17 protein-coding genes are annotated in these 18,286 nt (G+C 55.9%); 9 read left to right on the forward strand and 8 right to left on the reverse strand.

Annotated features, from left to right (window positions below; translation table 11 throughout):
- Positions 1-26: 26 nt before the first annotated feature.
- The gene (locus ACM6IQ_RS06110) at positions 27-275 is read right to left on the reverse strand and encodes a transmembrane sensor/regulator PpyR (RefSeq protein ID WP_414878272.1); all 249 of its coding nucleotides are present in this window, start codon (positions 273-275) and stop codon (positions 27-29) included.
- A gap of 282 nt (positions 276-557) precedes the next feature.
- Here ACM6IQ_RS06110 and ACM6IQ_RS06115 point away from each other — a divergent pair, with 282 nt between their 5' ends.
- The 4 genes from ACM6IQ_RS06115 to ACM6IQ_RS06130 all read left to right on the forward strand — a co-directional run bounded on the left by ACM6IQ_RS06115 (position 558) and on the right by ACM6IQ_RS06130 (position 5,595).
- On the forward strand, positions 558-1,082 hold the full coding sequence (locus ACM6IQ_RS06115) for a sigma-70 family RNA polymerase sigma factor (RefSeq protein ID WP_017338249.1): 525 nt from the start codon (positions 558-560) through the stop codon (positions 1,080-1,082).
- Between the two features lie 4 nt (positions 1,083-1,086).
- Positions 1,087-2,070 carry a FecR domain-containing protein gene (locus tag ACM6IQ_RS06120; RefSeq protein ID WP_414878273.1) on the forward strand — a complete coding sequence of 328 codons (984 nt, stop codon included), beginning with the start codon at positions 1,087-1,089 and terminating at the stop codon, positions 2,068-2,070.
- A gap of 102 nt (positions 2,071-2,172) precedes the next feature.
- Positions 2,173-4,653 (forward strand): TonB-dependent siderophore receptor, encoded by a 2,481-nt coding sequence (locus ACM6IQ_RS06125; RefSeq protein WP_414878274.1) that lies wholly within the window; start codon positions 2,173-2,175, stop codon positions 4,651-4,653.
- Between the two features lie 108 nt (positions 4,654-4,761).
- Complete coding sequence (locus tag ACM6IQ_RS06130; RefSeq protein ID WP_414878275.1) at positions 4,762-5,595, forward strand: AraC family transcriptional regulator; 834 nt, start codon at positions 4,762-4,764, stop codon at positions 5,593-5,595.
- 212 nt (positions 5,596-5,807) lie between these two features.
- On the opposite strand, the gene ACM6IQ_RS06135 is transcribed toward ACM6IQ_RS06130, so the two are convergent.
- Together ACM6IQ_RS06135 and ACM6IQ_RS06140 are read right to left on the reverse strand one after the other, a co-directional pair.
- Positions 5,808-6,395 carry a LysE family translocator gene (locus tag ACM6IQ_RS06135; RefSeq protein WP_414878276.1) on the reverse strand — a complete coding sequence of 196 codons (588 nt, stop codon included), beginning with the start codon at positions 6,393-6,395 and terminating at the stop codon, positions 5,808-5,810.
- Positions 6,396-6,480: 85 nt separating this feature from the next.
- Positions 6,481-7,812 carry a PLP-dependent aminotransferase family protein gene (locus ACM6IQ_RS06140; protein ID WP_414878277.1) on the reverse strand — a complete coding sequence of 444 codons (1,332 nt, stop codon included), beginning with the start codon at positions 7,810-7,812 and terminating at the stop codon, positions 6,481-6,483.
- Between the two features lie 103 nt (positions 7,813-7,915).
- On the opposite strand from ACM6IQ_RS06140, the gene ACM6IQ_RS06145 reads away from it, so the two are divergent.
- The 3 genes from ACM6IQ_RS06145 to ACM6IQ_RS06155 all read left to right on the forward strand — a co-directional run bounded on the left by ACM6IQ_RS06145 (position 7,916) and on the right by ACM6IQ_RS06155 (position 10,619).
- Positions 7,916-8,812: a DMT family transporter gene (locus tag ACM6IQ_RS06145; RefSeq protein ID WP_017338243.1), complete on the forward strand. Its 897-nt coding sequence runs from the start codon at positions 7,916-7,918 to the stop codon at positions 8,810-8,812.
- 382 nt (positions 8,813-9,194) lie between these two features.
- Positions 9,195-9,554, forward strand: coding sequence for a DUF6124 family protein (locus ACM6IQ_RS06150; RefSeq protein WP_017338242.1), 360 nt, complete (start codon positions 9,195-9,197; stop codon positions 9,552-9,554).
- 234 nt (positions 9,555-9,788) lie between these two features.
- Positions 9,789-10,619: a type 1 glutamine amidotransferase domain-containing protein gene (locus tag ACM6IQ_RS06155; RefSeq protein ID WP_017338241.1), complete on the forward strand. Its 831-nt coding sequence runs from the start codon at positions 9,789-9,791 to the stop codon at positions 10,617-10,619.
- A gap of 153 nt (positions 10,620-10,772) precedes the next feature.
- On the opposite strand, the gene ACM6IQ_RS06160 is transcribed toward ACM6IQ_RS06155, so the two are convergent.
- The 5 genes from ACM6IQ_RS06160 to ACM6IQ_RS06180 all read right to left on the reverse strand — a co-directional run bounded on the left by ACM6IQ_RS06160 (position 10,773) and on the right by ACM6IQ_RS06180 (position 15,352).
- Positions 10,773-11,297, reverse strand: a complete 525-nt coding sequence (locus tag ACM6IQ_RS06160; protein ID WP_017338240.1) for a DUF3833 domain-containing protein — start codon at positions 11,295-11,297, stop codon at positions 10,773-10,775.
- A gap of 19 nt (positions 11,298-11,316) precedes the next feature.
- On the reverse strand, positions 11,317-11,868 hold the full coding sequence (locus ACM6IQ_RS06165) for a chalcone isomerase family protein (protein WP_017338239.1): 552 nt from the start codon (positions 11,866-11,868) through the stop codon (positions 11,317-11,319).
- Positions 11,869-12,433: 565 nt separating this feature from the next.
- Complete coding sequence (locus ACM6IQ_RS06170) at positions 12,434-12,988, reverse strand: GNAT family N-acetyltransferase (protein WP_414878278.1); 555 nt, start codon at positions 12,986-12,988, stop codon at positions 12,434-12,436.
- A gap of 476 nt (positions 12,989-13,464) precedes the next feature.
- Entirely contained in the window at positions 13,465-14,385 is a 921-nt protein-coding gene (locus tag ACM6IQ_RS06175; RefSeq protein ID WP_414878279.1) for a hypothetical protein, read from the reverse strand.
- 634 nt (positions 14,386-15,019) lie between these two features.
- Entirely contained in the window at positions 15,020-15,352 is a 333-nt protein-coding gene (locus tag ACM6IQ_RS06180) for a hypothetical protein (RefSeq protein ID WP_414878280.1), read from the reverse strand.
- Between the two features lie 254 nt (positions 15,353-15,606).
- Here ACM6IQ_RS06180 and ACM6IQ_RS06185 point away from each other — a divergent pair, with 254 nt between their 5' ends.
- A complete protein-coding gene (locus tag ACM6IQ_RS06185; RefSeq protein WP_414878281.1) occupies positions 15,607-17,307 on the forward strand; it encodes a hypothetical protein in 1,701 nt (566 codons plus the stop codon).
- The gene (locus ACM6IQ_RS06190; protein WP_414878282.1) at positions 17,304-18,131 is read left to right on the forward strand and encodes a hypothetical protein; all 828 of its coding nucleotides are present in this window, start codon (positions 17,304-17,306) and stop codon (positions 18,129-18,131) included. Before ACM6IQ_RS06185 ends, ACM6IQ_RS06190 begins: the two co-directional genes overlap by 4 nt.
- Positions 18,132-18,286: the final 155 nt, after the last annotated feature.

Below are 18,286 nucleotides of genomic sequence, written 5' to 3' on the forward strand. Positions count from 1 at the left end.
AACCGGTGCAGCGGCGAGCTGGCGCATCAAGCCACCACCCTGACCTGACGAGTGCCCAACCGATGCTGGGCCAACAGGCGCATGACGTAGCCGATCTTGATCAGGGTCGGGCCGATGATGGTCATGGCATGCATCGAAACCAGTAGCGCAATCGGCAAATGCCCGGCGTAAAGATAGGCGCCGTAGATCCCCGCCAGCAGCAGCGCCAGGCCCGCGCCCAGGACTTTGCTCGACAGATACAGGACGTTCCGAGGATTGCTGAAGTAAGCGAACATTTTTCCGTACTCCTGAATCAAACCAGTTGTACGTTTGTTGTTTCAGGTTTCGTGCCAGGTTTTTTATGTTTAAAAATCAATGATATAAGGCATTTGAAGTCAAATTGACCTGATCAGAAAATAGTCAATGTGACTCCAATTGATGTCATAGTGACTGCATGCAGACTGCCCCACCACAAAAGCGAACTAATATCATTTGCGCGCAACCCGTCCTTTTGCTTTAATCGCGACCAATTCTTATTCGCACCGAAGGCGCCCGTCGCCCATGGACACGTGCTCACGATGATGGTCGCCGACTCTTCCAGCATTCAGAACCTCTACGTCACTCATCACCGCTGGTTGCATGAGTTGCTGCGCCGTCGCTTGAGCAACGCGTTCGATGCCGCCGACCTGGCCCATGACACCTTCATCCGGGTGCTCAAGCGCCCGCAAGTGTTCGACTGCGAAACCCGCGAACGTTCCTACCTGGCCACCATCGCCCGGGGCTTGTGCATCGATCACTGGCGCCGTCGGCAACTCGAACAGGCGTGGCTGGAGACGCTGGCCTCGCGCCCGCAAGCCGTTCAACCGTCGCCGGAGCAACGGGCGATCATCGTCGAAACCCTGTACGAAGTGGACGCCATGCTGATGCGCCTGCCCACGCGGGTGCGCGACGCGTTCATCCTCGCCCAGTTGCACGGCCTGCCCTACCGCGCCATCGCCGAAGAAATCGGCGTGTGCGAGCGCATGGTGAAAAAGTACCTGGCGCAAGCGCTGATGCATTGCGCGATGCTCGAAGCCGAGCTTGACGGCCTGTTGATCGAGTAAGCGCATGCCCTCTGCCGCCTCCAACTCCATCAGCCATGCCAGCCTCGAACAGGCGGCGCAATGGTATGTGCAACTCAACGACCAGCAGGTCGGCGAACACGAGCGTCAGCGCTGGCAAGCCTGGCTGGCGCAAAGTGGCGACCATCAGGCGGCCTGGCGATATGTCGAGCGTGTCGGCCAGCGCTTCGCCGCGTTGCAGGACGATCAGCCGCAGGCTGCCGGCCTGGTGCTGCGCAACACCGCGCGCTCGCCGATCACGCGTCGGCAAACGGTCAAGAGCCTGCTCATCCTCGCCTCGGGCGGGCTGTTGGGCTGGAACGCCTGGCGCGACACTTCGCTGCCGGATGCCTTGGGACGCTGGACGGCCGACCTTTCAACCGGCACCGGCGAAACCCGCGAAAGCCTGCTCAGCGACGGCACCCGGATCTGGCTCAACGCCTTGAGCGCCTTGAATGTGCGTTTCGACACCACGCAACGCCTGCTGCTGTTGAGTGCCGGGGAAGTGTTGATCGACACCGCCAAGGACAGCCGCCGACCGTTTCTGGTGCAAACCGCCCAGGGCCGGATGCGTGCACTTGGCACGCGTTTCAGTGTGCGTCAGGAAGAGCAACAGACGTTGCTCAACGTCTACGAAGGCGCGGTCGAAGTCCGAACCACTCAGGGCCAGGTGCACGTGGTTGAGGCCGGACGCCAATTGGCGTTCACGCAAAGCCACCTCCCGCCCTCCTCCGAGGCTGCGGCCGGGCGCGAAGCCTGGCGTCGCGGTGTGTTGCTGGCGGATAACCTGCCGCTGGGCCAGTTGATAGAAGAGTTGAGCCGCTACCGTCATGGGCATCTGGCCTGCGACCCTGCCATCGCCGGGTTGCCGGTCATGGGTTCGTTCCCGCTCAAGGACACCGATCAGGCCCTGCACCTGCTGGAAGCAGCCTTACCGATACGCGTGGAGAAAACCCTGGCGTGGTGGGTCAGCGTCGGTCCGAAGGTGTGAGCCAGAAACTTTTGGCGCCGCAGTTCCCTTTTGCGTTTCTCGTTCGGTTAACCCTGTGAAGCCTTTCAATTGCCGTTCGATTTGATTCCAGGGAACACCCCTTTGCGCGACGCCTTCATTCGCACTCGCTTTGCCTTGCGACCGTTGGCCCTGGCCCTTCCGGTCGCGTTGCTCAGCCTTGTTTCGACGCACACTCAGGCCGAAACATCCGCCGCCAGTGAACAGTCAGGCAGCCACAAGCGTTACTACACAATCGCTGCCGGTTCGCTGGTGAGCGTACTGAACAGCTTCGCTGAACAAGCGGGGATTTTCCTCGCCGGTCATAACGATCTGGCCAGTGACAAGCGCAGTCCGGGCCTTGATGGCGAGTTCACCGAGCAGCAGGGTTTGCAGCAGTTGCTACAGGGCAGCGGCTTGCAGGCTCAGCCTCAGGGCGACCGCGGTTATGTGCTCAAAGCTGCCCCAGAGGGTTCGCTGGAACTGGACGCCACCAACATTTCCAGCCAGGCACTGGGCGCCATTACCGAAGACACCCATTCCTACACCACCGGATTGGCCTCTTCGGCCACCGGCCTGCCACTGTCCTTGCGGGAAACGCCGCAGTCGGTGACGGTCATTACCCGTCAGCAACTGGACGATCAGGGCTCCACCAGCATCGCCGATGCCTTGCGTCGCGTGCCCGGCATCAGCGTGCAGAACTACGACAGCGAACGCTGGGAGTTTTCCAGCCGTGGCCTGCCGATCACCAACTTCCAGTACGACGGCGTCAACACCGACTACGACGGCGTCTACGATTACGGCACCACCAGCACCGACATGGCGACCTTCGACCGCGTCGAAATCATCAAGGGTGCCACCGGCCTGATGACCGGCTCGGGCGATCCCTCGGCCACCGTCAACCTGATCCGCAAGCGTCCCACCCAAGCGTTCAAGGCCTCGATCACCGGCGCCGTCGGTTCCTGGGACAACATTCGCAGTACCGGTGACATTGCTGGCCCGCTGACCGAGAGCGGCAACGTGCGCGGGCGATTCGTCGGTGTGTATCAAGATCGCAGCGCCTACCTGGACAACTACCGCAACACCCGCGATATCACCTACGGCATCCTCGAGGCAGACCTGACGCCGAGCACCCTCGTGACCTTCGGTATCGACCAGCAGAACACCCGCTCCCGTGGCGCCAGCTGGACTGGTTTCCCGATGTACAACAGCGACGGTTCGCGCACGCGTTTTTCCCGTTCGTTCAACCCGGCCACCGACTGGAGCCGGCGCGACTTCACCAACCAGACAATCTTCGCCTCGGTGGAGCAGCAACTGGCCAACGACTGGACGCTCAAAGTCAGCTACGACCGCAAGCACCGCCAGCACGACACCTTCCTCGCCTCGGCCAGCGGCGGCCATCCGGACCCGGTCAGCGGCAACGGCATGTTCATGTACATGGGCCAGTTCAAGGGCGATCAGGTGCAGGACAACCTCGACGTCAACTTCACCGGCCCGTTCCGCCTGTTCGGTCGCGAGCACGCGCTGATGGCCGGCTTCATGTCGATGAACACCCGCCAGGACATCCCGGTACACGGCTCGATCTACCCGCCCGTCGACGGCAGCATCTACGACTGGCGCGGCGAGTTCCCGAAACCGGACATTGCCAAGGTGGGCGACAACGACATTGTCCAGCGCCAGACCGGCGCCTACCTCGCCACGCGACTCAAGCCCAGCGACGATCTGGCGGTCATCTTCGGCACCCGCGTAAGTCAGTTCAAGGCCAACGATGACCTGGACTACAGCGACCCGAACTCCCCGGGCCTGTACGACCGTTACCACCAGACCGGCGTGGTCACACCGTACGCCGGAATGGTCTACGACCTCGATGACACGTACTCGGTGTACACCAGCTATACCAGCATCTATCAGCCGCAGATGAGCAAGGATGCCCAGCGCAAAATACTCGACCCGGTGCAAGGCGACAGCTACGAAGCGGGGATCAAGGCCGAATACGCTGGCGGCCGCTTGAACGCCAGTTTTGCCGTGTTCCGTATCGAGCAGGACAACCTGGCCGAGTACGTCAGTGGCGTCGATAGCGAGTCGGTGTACCGTGCAGTGCAAGGGGCGACCACCAAAGGCTTTGAGGTCGAACTGGCGGGCGAAGTGATGGATGGCTGGAACCTGTCAGCCGGCTACAGCTACAACCACACCCGCGATGCCAAGGGCGATTACGTCTACGGTTCGATCCTGCAAACCACCGCGCCGCAGCAGGTCGTTCGGGTATTCAGCACGTATCGCCTGTCGGGCGCACTGGAAAAACTCACCGTCGGTGGCGGTGTGAACTGGCAGAGCGAATTCTTCGGCAATGTGTTCCAGCCCAACCCCGACGACACGGTCAACTTCGGCCAGTCATCGACGCTCACCCAGCACAGCTACGCCCTGGTGGACGTCATGGCGCGCTACCGCTTCAACGATCACTTGAGCACGACGCTGAATGTGAAGAACCTGTTCGACAAGACTTACTACACCGGGCTCGGCAACTTCGGCACCGGGTTCTATGGCGAACCGCGCAGCCTGCAACTGACCACCCGCTGGGATTTCTGACCGGGCCGCGAGGGTGCAGATGAAAAAACTCGACATCACGGCGCTGCAACGAGCCTTTGACGGCAAGAGCTAATACACTCAGACGCTGACCTGCCAAGGACACTGACGATGAAGCCCACCGCTGCCAAAGACGCTGACAAGGCCCCGCGCTTCTGGCGCGACGACGCCCTGCCCTTCATCGAAGCCCGCTCCATCGCCGACGGCCGTGAGGTCTGCTACACCCGGCATGCTCACGAGCACTTTTCCATCGGTGCGATTACCGCCGGGCGCAGCACCTATGTCCATGAACAATCGGAGTGTGAGGTCAGCGCCGGCACGGTGGTGCTGATGAATCCCGGCGATGTCCACGCCTGCAACCCGATCGACGACCAGCCGTGGTCGTATCTGATGTTGTATGTCGATACGCCTTGGCTGACCGACTTGCAGCATCAGCTGGGGTTCAGCAGCGACCTGGCGTTTCGGCGGTTTTCCACCACCCATACGGGTGACGCCAGCCTGTTTACCGGCCTGAAGGCGTTGTATGAGGTGTTGGTCGACACGGAGCAAGAGGTGCTGAGCAAACACAGCGCCGCGGTCGAGTTTTTTACCAACGTGCAGCAACAGCTCAACCCCGGCGATCAACCGCTGCGCGAACCCAATTTCAAACTGGAGCGGGCGGCGGATTACATCCGCGACCACTGCACGCAACTGCTCAAGCTCGAAGACATTTGCGAAGCCGCGCAACTGTCGCCGTCGTACCTGATCCGCGCCTTCAAACAGCATTACGGCATGACGCCCCACGCTTTTCTGGTCAACCGGCGCATTCAGTTCGCCCAGGACCGACTGCGCAGCGGCCATCTGATCGCCGACGTCGCGCTGGAAGCGGGGTTCGCCGATCAGGCGCATTTTCAGCGGGCGTTCAAACAGCACCTGGCGGCGACGCCGGGGCAGTATCGCGGTTGAGATCGGCACGCCCACTGATCTGTGACGAGCCCCCCCTGTGGTAAGAGGGAACATCTGTGGCGAGGGGATTTATCCCCGTTGGGCTGCGAAGCGGCCCCGGCATCCTTTCTGGAAGACCTCGCATTCAGGTTTTGCGACGGCTTCGCCGCCGAACGGGGATAAATCCCCTCACCACAAAAAACCCATCACCACAAAAGTTCGTCAGCGGGCTACTAAGGCAATAACAAGTAGATCGCACTCATCGCCAGCAACGCCGCCATGCTCCGATTGAACAACCGCATCCCCGCCGGGTTATTCAAGTAACCGCGCAAAAAAGTCCCGGCGTACGCCCAGCAGCCGACCGACAGGTAGCAGATCACCAGATACACCGCCGCAAACTGCCAGACCAATCGTGCCTCGCCGTCGGCGACAAACGCCCCCATGCCCGCAACGCAGGCCAGCCACGCTTTCGGGTTGAGCCACTGCATCACCGCGCCGTACAGCATCGACGGCGCCCGCGCCGAATCCTTGGCATCGAGTTGACCGTTATCCGCCGCCAGCTTCCACGCCATGAACAACAGAAACGCCACCCCGGCCAGCTGCACCACCCGCGTCAGCGCCGGCCACAGCTGCAACACCTCATGCAACCCCAGCCCCATCAGCACCAGCAGCAACACAAAACCCAGCGTCGCCCCCGCCACGTGCCGCTGGCTGGCGCGAAAACCGAACTGCGCGCCGGAACTCAACGCCACAATGTTCACCGGCCCCGGCGTGATCGACGCCACCAGCGCAAACGCCGCCATCGAAATAATCAGACTCATTGCGTACCTTCTTCAATTCAGTTGAACCAGGCCTCAAGGTAAAGAGCAGCCCGGCGCCCGTATTGAAGAAAACTGCCCACCCGCGTCACGCATACGCGCCGACTACCCGCTTCACTTTGATCAACGCCTGTCGCAGCGAATCCATGTCCACCGACCCCAGCGCCAGCCGGATCGCATGCGGCACATGGACCGAGGTCGCAAACGGCTCGGCGGTGGAGACGGCGACTTGCTCGTGCATCAATTCCACCGCGATCTGGTCCGCTCTGGCGTCCTCCGCCAACGGTAGCCACAGAAAGTACGAAAATGGATGAGTCATGCAGCGCAGCCCTTTGAGCAGCTCGGCGGCCATGGCTTGACGGGCCTGGGCGTCCGCGCGCTTTTGCGCTTCCAGTTGGCTCACGGTCCCATCGTCAATCCAGGCGCAGGCAATCGCGGTCATCACGCCGGGGGTGTTCCAGGTCGTGGCCCGGATTGCACGCTCCAGAGCAGGCACCTTCTCGACCGGCGCAGCGATGAAGCCGACGCGCAGCCCCGTGGCGACATTCTTGGAGAACCCGGAAACGTAGACGGTCCGTTCCGGCGCCAAGTCGGCTAACGGTGCCGGGGCGTCTTCGACCAGAAAGGCGTAGGCGGCGTCTTCGATGATCAACAGGTCATGCTGACGCGCAATCGACACGAACTGCGTGCGCCATTGCATATCCATCACCCAGCCCAGCGGATTGTGCAGCGTCGGCATGGTGTAGACAGCCCGCACCGAGCGGCGCCGGCAAAGCGCTTGCAACGCCTCCAGATCAGGCCCGGTTTCCGTGGCCGGAATGGGCACGATTTCCAGGTGCAGCGATTCGGCCAGCACCTTGAAACCGGTGTAGGTCAACGCATCCGCCGCGATCACATCACCGGGTTTGAGCAACGCCATCATCGTCACCGCCAATCCGTGTTGAGCACCGCTGACGATCAACACCTGTTCCGCCTGGACACTCAATCCACGTGAGCCCAGATGGTTCGCAATCGATGCCCGCTCATGCAGGCGCCCGGCATGGGGCTGATAGCGCAGATGGGATTCGAGGTCGCCGGATAATGCGAGCTGGCGCAGGGCCGTGCGCAACAGATCCGCCTGACCGGGCAATGACGGGTAGTTGAAGTTGAGGTCGGCCATGCCCACGGCCACCACGTGCTGGCTGACGCCCTGACCGTGCGGGAGCGACATCTCCCTGACGAACGTGCCTCGTCCCGTTTCGCCGCTGACCAGGCCCATCGCCTCAAGCTCTGCGTACACGCGGCTGGCCGTGACGAGCGCCAATCCATGCTCAGCGGCGAGATGCCGATGGGTGGGCAGGCGCGTACCGGGCGGCAAATGTCCTGAACGGATGTCCGCGGCAAAGGTGTCGACCAACGACTTGTAGCGCAAGCGAGCCATAGTAGGGATGTATCCATGACAATTTTTTGATTGTCTTAATAGTCGGCCATACGATGCGCTCAAGGCAACCCGCCGTCTTAACCCTCTGTCGAGTGTGACCTCAATGGAACGCGTATCGAATCTGAACACCCAGCCTCGGGAAAACTTCACCAGTGGCTGGCTCAACGGGCTGATCGGCGTGGTGATCTTCAGCGGCTCGCTGCCCGCCACGCGGGTCGCGGTGCTGGAGTTCGATCCGGTGTTCCTGACCGTTGCCCGGGCCACCATCGCCGGCGTGCTTGCGCTGTGCCTGCTGTGGCTGTTCAAGGAAAAACGTCCGGCGCGCAGCCAGTTGCTGCCGCTGGTCATCGTGGCCATGGGCGTGGTGGTCGGGTTTCCACTGCTGACGGCGCTGGCCCTGCAATACGTGACCTCGGCGCACTCGATCGTCTTCGTGGGGTTGCTGCCGCTCGCGACCGCCGTGTTTGGCGTGGTGCGCGGTGGCGAGCGGCCTCGCCCGGTGTTCTGGTTTTTCTCGGTGCTGGGCAGTGTGCTGGTGGTGGGATTTGCCGTGTCCCAAGGCCTGACCGCCTCGCCGGAAGGCGACCTTCTGATGCTGGCGGCGATCCTGGCCTGCGGCCTCGGTTATGCCGAAGGGGCGAAGCTGTCCCGGACACTCGGTGGCTGGCAGGTGATTTCCTGGGCGCTGGTGTTGTCACTGCCGGTGATGGCGTTGTTGACCTTGTGGCTCAAGCCCGTTTCGTTCTCGGGGATCAGTGCGCCGGCGTGGTTCAGCCTGGGTTATGTGTCGCTGTTCAGCATGTTGATCGGTTTTGTGTTCTGGTATCGCGGGCTGGCGCAGGGCGGGATTGCGGCCGTGGGGCAACTGCAACTGCTGCAGCCATTTTTTGGCTTGGCGCTGGCCGCGACGTTGCTGCACGAGCACGTCAGCATTGGCATGCTGGCGGTCACGGTGGCGGTGATTCTCTGTGTGGCAGGCGCGAAGAAGTTTGCGAAGTAACCGGTCTGTTTTCGTTCGAGTCTGGCTGTTTAACCGGCTTGTTTAAGTGCGATCAGATTTACTTCCTGAAAGCTACATGACCTTGCGCCGTTGCCTACGGGTACGCCAGAATCCGCCGGCTTGTGCGCCTTGGACCTGGGATTTATCGTTTTCCGGTCGCTGAAAAGAACAGCGATCGGGTTTGGTAGCCCGGGTTATACAAGGTGTATTGCATCACCATTCGGGGCGTTTTTTGTCTCGACTTTATGGTGGTCATGCACAGGGCGCCTTCGGGCGCGCCGGTTTCCTTGTGCCCGGTCTACCAACCTGCGTATGGCCACCACCTTCGTTTGGTAGCGAAGGTGATGGCTCCTGGTTTGTTGCTGCACAAGGAGTTGTACCTATGTTCAAAGTAACGCCCAACCCGCCGGACACCGATCCGGTTTCCCCGTACGAACCCGATTCAAAAAAACTCAACGACGCCGCCGAACGAGCCCTCGACTTTCATTTCCCGTCGGCTGCCGACCTCAAAGGCACCCCGCGCACCATCACAAAGATGTTCACCGTCAACCCTGAACTCGATACCGAAACCCTGCTGGCCCATGCGTGTGAGTCGCTGGCCTCGGCCAACGTCATGACCATGGACCTGGCGGACCACATGGACGGGCCGAGTCGCAACACCCTGTTGGGCATTGCACAAGTCATCATGCTCGGCGAGCTGGCGGTCAACCGGGCGCTGGATCAACTCGACCCGATCGAATAGCCACGGCCTCCCATGAATGTACGGTGCCTGCGGCTCAAGCCGCACGGCACCTGTGGCAAAGCATCAAACACCCGACCAGCCACATCGACTCGATGTTGCGCAGGGTCTTTCGCTCAAGAAAAACGCCGACAATTAATTACTCAATGTAACAAGTGAAATTCAATTCAGGGGCTCTATCCCTTTCAGCTCTAGTAATAAGATGGCCCCATCAAACCATCCCTACTGGAGAATCGCGTGAAAAAAACCATCATTGCCGCCCTGTTAGCCACTGCCGCTAACTATGCCAACGCCGGCACGGTATTGGTTGTACTGTCGGATCAGGCTCAACTGGACCTGAAAGACGGCAAAGTCATGCAAACAGGTTTTTTCCTGAACGAATTGATGCAGCCGGTGCAGACCTTCATCGAGGCGGGTCAAACCGTCGTATTTGCCACCCCTAGCGGCAAGGCGCCCACCGCGGACCAGAAATCCAATGATGTGAGCTTCTGGGGCGGCGATGAAAAGGCCCGCCAGGAAAGTCTCGCGCTGCTGGCCACGCTGAAGCTGACCTCCAAGAGCGACTCGCCGGCAATCAGCTTCGCGCAGGTTCAGAAAATCGGCTACGACAAGTTCGATGCCGTATTCGTGCCTGGCGGCCATATCCCGATGCAGGACCTGCTGAAAGACAAGCAACTGGGCCAACTGCTGACCAACTTCCATGAAAAAGGCAAGATCACCGGCTTCACCTGCCATGGCACCATCGCCATGTTGTCGGCGATCCCGGACGCGCACGGTTTTGTCTCCGCGCTGGAGTCGGGCAAACAGCCGGCAGCGCCAGCCAATTGGATTTACAAGGGCTACAAAGTCACCGCCTTCACCGACGCGGAAGAGGAACAGGCCAAAGGTTTCCTCGGCGGCGGCCATATGAAACTGTTCCCGCAGGATGGCCTGACAGCAGCCGGCGCTAACTTCTCCGAAGCCAAGCCATGGAGCGAGAACGTGATCGAAGACCGCGAAGTCATTTCCGGCCAGAACCCACAGTCGGCCAAGGCAGTCGCCGTGGCCATGCTGGCGAAACTGAAGTAATCCCAAGCGGCCGTTCCGGGCAAGCCGGGCCGTAGGTGCTGGGGGCCGATCTGCTTTGGCTCCAGCACCACCGTCTATCCCGACACGCTGCACGCTTATGTGTCGGGAGACGACGCCCGCCAACTTCGCGAGCGGAATCGACCCGGTGTTGAATCAAGGTTGCTTGCGAAAGAACAAGGTGATCTGGCCCACCTCCACCCCGAACTTGGTCATGAACGAGCGATTGATCATCGTGTTCTTGTCCATAAGGTACATCCAGTCGTCTAACTGAACCTGATACACCTTGCCATCCACCGGTAGGCTCAGCACATATTTCCAGCGCAGTGTATTGCCTGCCACCTCACCAAGCGCCTCGCCCACCACGTCGCCAGCGGTTCCGCGCCATTGACTGGAGCCAACCGGGGTCAACGTCCACACTCGTTTTTGCTTGGTACCGTCGCTGTACGTAAATGATTCGTCGAGTATCAGCCTGTCACCTTCGGAGTGGCCAATGATCTCCACGTGGAAGCGCTTGGCGACTACGCCGGAACGCTTTTGAAACATACCCCAGGCTTCAACCCGGCCCTCGAAAAATTCTCGCAACTCAAGCGTGGGCGTCTCCTGGCTGTAGGTTTGCACATCCACCCGGCTGCAACTTGCAAGGCCAATGCAAAGCAGCAGTAACCCTATCTTCAACATGTGCATTTCCTCAACGGTCTCAGGGTTTAGCGGCACCCAGCAATTGGGCGCGCAGCTCCGGGTTGCGGGTTCGGGGGTCAAGCCATATCGCAAAAAAGGCTTTGGCGAACGCAACATCTCTCACGACATGCCGAAGGTTCTCACCGACGTAAAAACGTGCGCCCTCTCCAGGCATATAAACGCCGGTGATGCGGTCACCGGCACGCACATCGACAAACGCCTGAAACATCTCCGACTCCCAACGGGCCATCAGTTCTGAATTCTGAGTGTTGGGCGACAGGCGACGGATTTCCTTGATGCTGGCCTCAACCAGATCATCGCGACTAATAGCGCGACTGTAGGTCAGCTCCAGCGCAAAAGGCACATCCGCAGCCGGCGTTTCACCGGCAATGAGGCGTGAACTCCAGAACTGCGCGCTGTAAATGGAAAACCCGAATACGCGCATCTCCCCGTAACCCAGCCGACGAGCATTGGGAATAGCCTCGCGCCAATCAGCCAATAGCTCAGCGCTCTGGAGCATCAGAACAAAACAGATAGCGTGGCGGATTAAGCGAACCGTCTGACTAGCCATGCAAAGCCCTCGATATGACTCAATAGGCGCCTTTAAAAGTTATACCAAATACTGATTTTGTACAGCTAATGTCTCAAACTCGACTGTGCCGACAAAAAACGGACACCTCCGCCCCGGTCAAATGACTCGATTTCCACGCATTCGAACGCCATCTGCGCCGAAAAAATGAGGCGAGTGCCAGGCACACTTTGACGAAAAGATTTCACCAATGTGTGGTGCCAGGGGTTGGCTTCGGCACGCGTTAATGTGCCGGCAGCGTCGTCTGGTGATCTGGAGGTCAGCAATATGTGCTGAAGTTGCCATCGTCAGTTGGCTTTTCAGGCCTATTTTGCACGAAACATATACAGACCTATCCGGCTCGTACAATAAAAAGCAGTGACCACTCACGCTTTACTTTGACGGTGAATGTCCGCTCTGAGCTCAAGAAATAAACTTCCTACGGCGGCACGCCATAGACGCTCGGCGGTGATTTGTTGACCTCTGCAATGGGCCGTTTTTGGCCATTGGCAATCGGCTGAAATCGACCCGATAGCAGCCTGTCACTCGGACCGGAACAAATTTCGGGTCAAGTTTCAGCGCGCGCGCCGAGCCACTCGCTACGTGTGATCTCCCAGACTTCGACCTGCATGGGCCCCGAGACAAAATGCCCGTTCCGTGTCCCGATCATCCGCATGCCTTCATGTTGGGATACCTTGCGCGAAGCGTGGTTGGCGACTGCCTTGGGCACCTGCATGACCGGACGTAATAATGTCGCGAACCAGTACGCGTTGACGACCTCGCAAGCTTCGCGCATATAGCCGTTGCCTTGCCACAGAGGCGCGAGCCAGAACCCCCTATGGTTACCTGGCTGGTCATACAGGCTGATGCTCCCGATGCTGCGCTCAGGTTGCGCGCGCGTGCGAATCATCCAGTGCCACTCTTGCCCTCTAGCCATGGCGGGAAGAGCGACATCGCGAACGTAAACCAGCGCACCATCCTGCGGGTACGGCCATGGCACACGGCTGTCAAGGTAGCGGACCACTTCCCATTGGGGAAACAGCTGTTGTATCGCGGCTGCATCAGTCATTTGCAGTGGCGTGAGGATAAGACGGCTGGTGTATAGCTTTGGGGGGCAATCCATAGCATAAGTCCTTGGTAAGAGTCGTCGCAGGTTTTGCCAATACTTTCCTAAAGCAATCGCGCCTTTGTCGAGTGTCTACACTTGGCCGAATTCTGCCCGTCGCGAGAGGCAGAAAACGACCCAAAGCAGTCATTCGCCGTGGGCCGCGTTGACCATCAAAGATAGCCCGGTACCGTAATAGGTTTTGATGCGCACGAAGCTTCCCACGTTGAACCGGAAACACGTGGTGCTGACCTGAGTGCTGCCTCATCTATTGAGGCTACAGATCCGGTGATCAAGAAATCGAACTGGTAGGTCCACCGCCCGCCAGATAATCTAAGTGGAAACAATGGTAGAGCTTATTGATAAATTTTGGGATTTATTCCGCCCCTAAACTGCCTGATAGCGAGGCACATTAAGCCAACTGTCTCTACTCGTGGTCTTTCGAATCTGATATGTGGTCGGCACGACTGCGGATTGTACCAGGCAACAAGTACTTATCGCCCGAGGAAGTACGGAGGCGCAAACGTCCGTGCTTTGAGACCTATGCCCGTTGCGATTTTTACATTGCAAATTTCTGGTTTTTTATTTTGCGGCTTGCGAGTTCCAGGTAGAGAGATAGAGTAGCTATTGGATTTTTTTCTGACCACAGTGGCATATTCTTTTCCAAATTCGTTCGGCAGCAACAACGTCGGCATTAAAGAAATCTGTTCTAGGCACTTGGCTATATCATCCATTCTTCCGATCACATATGATTCGTCCGGTTTCGCCTTAATGTATCTCCGAAGGATCGAGTCTAGGCACTCTGCTGTCTTGTAGAGATTGAATACATGATAGGGGATCTCAGTATTTAGCGAAAATCCGGTTGCCATACCCTTAAATGGTTTATGTATGGACGAGTCTGGGCCGATTACTCCCTCCGCTACAATACCTTCGATGTAGTAACCAATGATTGCAGTTTCAGTCCCAGCGAAAGTGAAAGCTCTAATTCTCCTATGTTTGTGCTTTATATCGTTCATTATAGTCGCTAGACGAGTGTGGTAGCTCTTTATGGCGCCAAGAAACTCTCTTGAAACCGTCTTGAATTTTGTCTCTCCGGTAGCAGGGAATAATGATCTCACTATGGACTGGCACGATTCAATATAGTTATTCGAATGAAATAACAAATTGAATATATCGATATTGAGATCATTAAGAAAGGTCTCATTAGACTCCTTTATTTTGCTTGCGCCGTTTTCTACCGCTTTTGCAAGTCTGTCCAGGCTGCGCACAACATCCATGAAGGAAAATATGAAAACATCAGCGGGGTGATTAAGTCCTAATGCATTGTGTTGGCTTTCGTGAGGTTCAACGTTTAACAGTGTTCTTACAACCGCTGGCACGAAACCGTTCACCTTATCTGGCAAATCAAAATTCAAAATGGATTCCTTTCGTACCGATATTTTTGCTGTTCGTTTGGCTTGCGGTAGAAAATATACAAGAACCCTCCTAAAAAACCAACCAATACACAGTGCGGTCGAAGCTCAACCTGCATTAAGGTGTTGGCATGAGCTCACGAGTCTTGCCTAACATCACATCACCATTAACTTTTGGCACATCCCTCATTCGAGTGCATCTGTTTGAGCATCGACAGCTGTAGCATAGGTAATCTTGGAGCCTGATCACTTGCCGGCAGAGATACTGAGATGGATAGTAATCAGCGCATGATCATTTGGTCGTCCGCATGGACCCTGGTCGAAGGGCAAGTCGTGTGCACCGGGTGCATGCGGGAGCAACCTATTTTCCAAAGTGAGCAAACGTTTATCCATGAGCCAAGGTGCATCGCTAAGAGCGCTGTAGAAACCGTGCCGTGGGCCGAGCTGCATCAGATCCTAGATTGAGAGCGCGGCTGATCAAGATGGGTGCCTATAGCCGAAACAAGTCCCTCAATCAGCCATGGCACGTGCCCGGATGGTTGCGCCATCTATAACCTGATTTCATTCTTGACTCGTACGAGGTGCCTGTTTGAAAGATGCTTTGGACAAACCGAACCCTCAACCGTTACAAAACCTGCTACATCTCATCCTCTACTTTTCCGGGCACGGATTGAAAACCTCTGTGGCAGCAATGGTGGTCACGATAGTAATTTTGGTGCCTGGAATGGTCGAGACGAGAGAATTTTACATTTTCGCGAATGTAGTCTCTGTCTGAATTTATGCGGCTCATCTGGCTTTGACCGGCGAGGTAATCCAAAAAACGGGTCTTGACGGAGGTGTCAAACTGACCGTTTTCAGTTAGCGGAATGATCTGCGTAGCTACTTCACGGGTAAAGAAAAAAAAGCTGCCTGGAGCGTTGCGGTCGCGAAAGACTTTGCTGCACTGCACGTCGCTTGTTTTCAGCGTCATGAAGGTGTGATGATCTCCGCGAGAGCTGACGCCCAATGAACAGTCAAGCCAGGTTCCGGCGGATGGCTGGATAAGTCATCCGGGCTTCCAGTTTCCTGTTTGCTCGTTCATGATCAGAGCCATTAGCATCACCCCCCGTCGGCCCCCTAAGAGGGCCGTCATCGCGACGGCTTGTAGATACGCCATAGGGAGCATGAGTCAATTTTCTCAACAGCTCGCTAGGATTGAACTGAAGGTTAACGAGTGAGCATCTAGTGCAAAAAGAACTGAATTTAGCTGTATTTGTTGAGCAGGCAGAATACATAAATCACTCCGACTTCAATCGTTGGGTAGTGGAGCACCCTAGAGAGGAGTCCATAATAAAAAAATTGATATCCCCGGGTGCAAAATTAATTACTGGACCTCGAGGATGCGGAAAAACTACTCTTCTCCTCAAGTCGCTCTATGAAGCGCCTGAGAAAAATGTCCTAGCGGTGTATGTAAACTTTAAGACCTCGCTCAAGATGGAGCCCCTTTACAGAAAAAATGCTAACGCACCTTATTGGTTCCTTCAGTGGATGCTGCTTAAAGTATATGATGGGTTGTTTGACAGCTTAGAAATCACGCATACAGAGGAAAGCTCAAAGTATCTCTCCGTGACACGAGCAGATATTAAAAAAACAATCCGATTTATAGAGGACGGATTGGTAGAGCGAGTACTCGAAAATAATACTGTAAGTATAGACAAGTTGCAGAATGAGCTTGACGACATAACCAGGATCAATGATTTCTCGCGATGCGTCTTGCTGTTGGATGATGCCGCGCATGCTTTTTCTCCGGAGCAACAAGAAGACTTTTTCGATTTTTTTAGAAAGATAAAAAGTCGGAATATCTCTCCAAAAGCTGCAATTTATCCGGGTGTAACAGCATTTTCGCCTTCGTTTCATATTGGGCATGATGCAGAAGAAATATCAGCTTGGCTGAATCCGGCTAAAGACAACTACCAGAATTTCATGCGGAGTTTGCTGCAGAATAGGTTGCCCGAAGATGTGTTCATGAAGCTTATGGCAGAGGAAGCTCTCCTCAAGCTGCTGATTTACGCGGCTAACGGCATTCCCAGATACCTGCTAAACATGGTAAACGCGATCGTTTTTGGCGACGGAGGCGATGATGGTGACGAGCTTAAGGAAATAAAAATAAACCGAAAGACTGCTCTTCAAGCGATTGAGGAGAACTCAACTAATGTTAAAGATGTCTATGCTTCCCTTAAATTTAAGTTGCCCATCTACAAGGAGTTTATTGAAAACGGTACACGATTCTTTGATCGAATTATTGAAATAGTTAAGGAGTACAACAAAGGTGGTGAAATAGACCGGCAAGCCACCATCATCGCTATAAAGAACCCTATCGAGGCTGAAGTCTCTAAGGTACTAGGCTTTTTAGAGTATGCTGGATTACTATGTCCCGTCGGCGATTCAAAGCGTGGCAACAAAGGAGTTTACGACCTATTCGCACTTAGCAACTCTGTAATAATCGAACGTAACGTATTTTTCAGCGCAAGATCGATTAATACTCAAAATTACGTGGCGGCTTTCGAAGCCAAACCAGGGCACATCTATCCTCGAGTTACGACGGAAACTATCTTCAACTCGAAGGAGATTTCGTCTCTTTTTGAACTGTCTCTGCCCCCTTGCCAGAAATGCAAGACTCCGCGTATTAATGAAGATGCTAAATTCTGTATCAATTGTGGTTCAGAGCTGGCCTCCATTTCTATCTTTGAGGGGATAGTCAATCAAGATATTAGTGTATTGCCTTTAACTCCTCGTAGAATTGCAGCGATAAAAGCTAACAGCAAAATAAGAAAAATCAAGGATATCTTGATGGACCATGACCGGAGACAGTTAAGGAGCGTTCCCATGATCGGTGGAATCTGGGCTAAGCGGATCGCTAACTATGCGGAGGAGCAATTCGCATGACGGCGTCTTGGCTTGGGTATGCCAACAGCACCTCGGGTGCAGCGAAGATCGCGAACATTAACCTGTACTTCAGAACTGTCGGCGATACTGTGGTCTCTCCAATAGACCGCTATTATGAAAACCGCACTAAAGCCATATTGACGGCCAAGCCTGAACTCCTGAATGAGGCGCCTTGGTTGTCTGGCTTCATGCTTGTATCTCTAGTATCTGCCACTGAGCTTTTTTTTCGAGAGATATTCACAAACACGCTAGTGTTCTGTCCTGTCGCGCGTAAAGCATCATCAGAAAAAAGTATTCATATGGGGGCAATATTATGGCATGGTCAAAAAGGTTTTTCTAAGGCGGCGTTTGAACATTCATCACTAGCGGATGCCGCAAAAATAAAAGCGTGTAGCAAGGACTACCTTAGCTTTGAAATCAAAAAAAACTCCAGTACGTTTCGAGCTTTGGAAGAGTTTGATAAGCTTTGCGAGCTTCGGCATGGTGTAGTTCATTCTTGGGGAGTTCTTCCAGGAAAAAATGCGATAAAGCTCATGGTTCCCCAAAATGCTTTGGACACAGTGATTGAGTTTGATGCCGCACGACTTCATGAGGCAGCTTCGATTTGTACAGCGCTTGTGGAAAGTTACAATACGGAATTGTTCGACCAGCTTATCGAACGTTGGGCGGTAGCTTGGAGAGAGCAGCCAGACTGGAGCTCAAAGAACGAGCTCCTCCTCCTGCGCAAAATATGCTCTTCATTCTGTTCGGTGTCGAATCCCCCAGCTGAACGCGCTAGCATTGTAAAGCTGAGAAATTCCATTAAAAAGACTTTCAATATTTAATTCATCGTGCGCCTTACGGATGCGCGTAGTGCCTATAGTGACCGAAATTCCCGAGTAAACGATCCGTTAATTAACTCGCATGAATTCATGCTGTGCTACTGCGTCCTGATATCGAGAACGAGAGGTCGTCTAGATCCCTGTCCGCATCGAATGTC

Source organism: Pseudomonas sp. IT-P100 (assembly GCF_949767185.1).
Classification (GTDB): Bacteria; Pseudomonadota; Gammaproteobacteria; order Pseudomonadales; family Pseudomonadaceae; genus Aquipseudomonas; species Aquipseudomonas fluorescens_B.

Bases quoted from the DNA above. Each gene is read 5' to 3' on its own strand.
- ACM6IQ_RS06130 (WP_414878275.1), top strand. From the start codon at position 4,762: ATGAAGCCCACCGCTGCCAAAGACGCTGACAAGGCCCCGCGCTTCTGG.
- ACM6IQ_RS06115 (WP_017338249.1), top strand. From the start codon at position 558: ATGATGGTCGCCGACTCTTCCAGCATTCAGAACCTCTACGTCACTCAT.
- ACM6IQ_RS06135 (WP_414878276.1), bottom strand. From the start codon at position 6,395: ATGAGTCTGATTATTTCGATGGCGGCGTTTGCGCTGGTGGCGTCGATC.
- ACM6IQ_RS06120 (WP_414878273.1), top strand. From the start codon at position 1,087: ATGCCCTCTGCCGCCTCCAACTCCATCAGCCATGCCAGCCTCGAACAG.
- ACM6IQ_RS06165 (WP_017338239.1), bottom strand. From the start codon at position 11,868: ATGGCTAGTCAGACGGTTCGCTTAATCCGCCACGCTATCTGTTTTGTT.
- ACM6IQ_RS06110 (WP_414878272.1), bottom strand. From the start codon at position 275: ATGTTCGCTTACTTCAGCAATCCTCGGAACGTCCTGTATCTGTCGAGC.
- ACM6IQ_RS06160 (WP_017338240.1), bottom strand. From the start codon at position 11,297: ATGTTGAAGATAGGGTTACTGCTGCTTTGCATTGGCCTTGCAAGTTGC.
- ACM6IQ_RS06150 (WP_017338242.1), top strand. From the start codon at position 9,195: ATGTTCAAAGTAACGCCCAACCCGCCGGACACCGATCCGGTTTCCCCG.
- ACM6IQ_RS06140 (WP_414878277.1), bottom strand. From the start codon at position 7,812: ATGGCTCGCTTGCGCTACAAGTCGTTGGTCGACACCTTTGCCGCGGAC.
- ACM6IQ_RS06180 (WP_414878280.1), bottom strand. From the start codon at position 15,352: ATGACGCTGAAAACAAGCGACGTGCAGTGCAGCAAAGTCTTTCGCGAC.
- ACM6IQ_RS06170 (WP_414878278.1), bottom strand. From the start codon at position 12,988: ATGGATTGCCCCCCAAAGCTATACACCAGCCGTCTTATCCTCACGCCA.
- ACM6IQ_RS06190 (WP_414878282.1), top strand. From the start codon at position 17,304: ATGACGGCGTCTTGGCTTGGGTATGCCAACAGCACCTCGGGTGCAGCG.
- ACM6IQ_RS06145 (WP_017338243.1), top strand. From the start codon at position 7,916: ATGGAACGCGTATCGAATCTGAACACCCAGCCTCGGGAAAACTTCACC.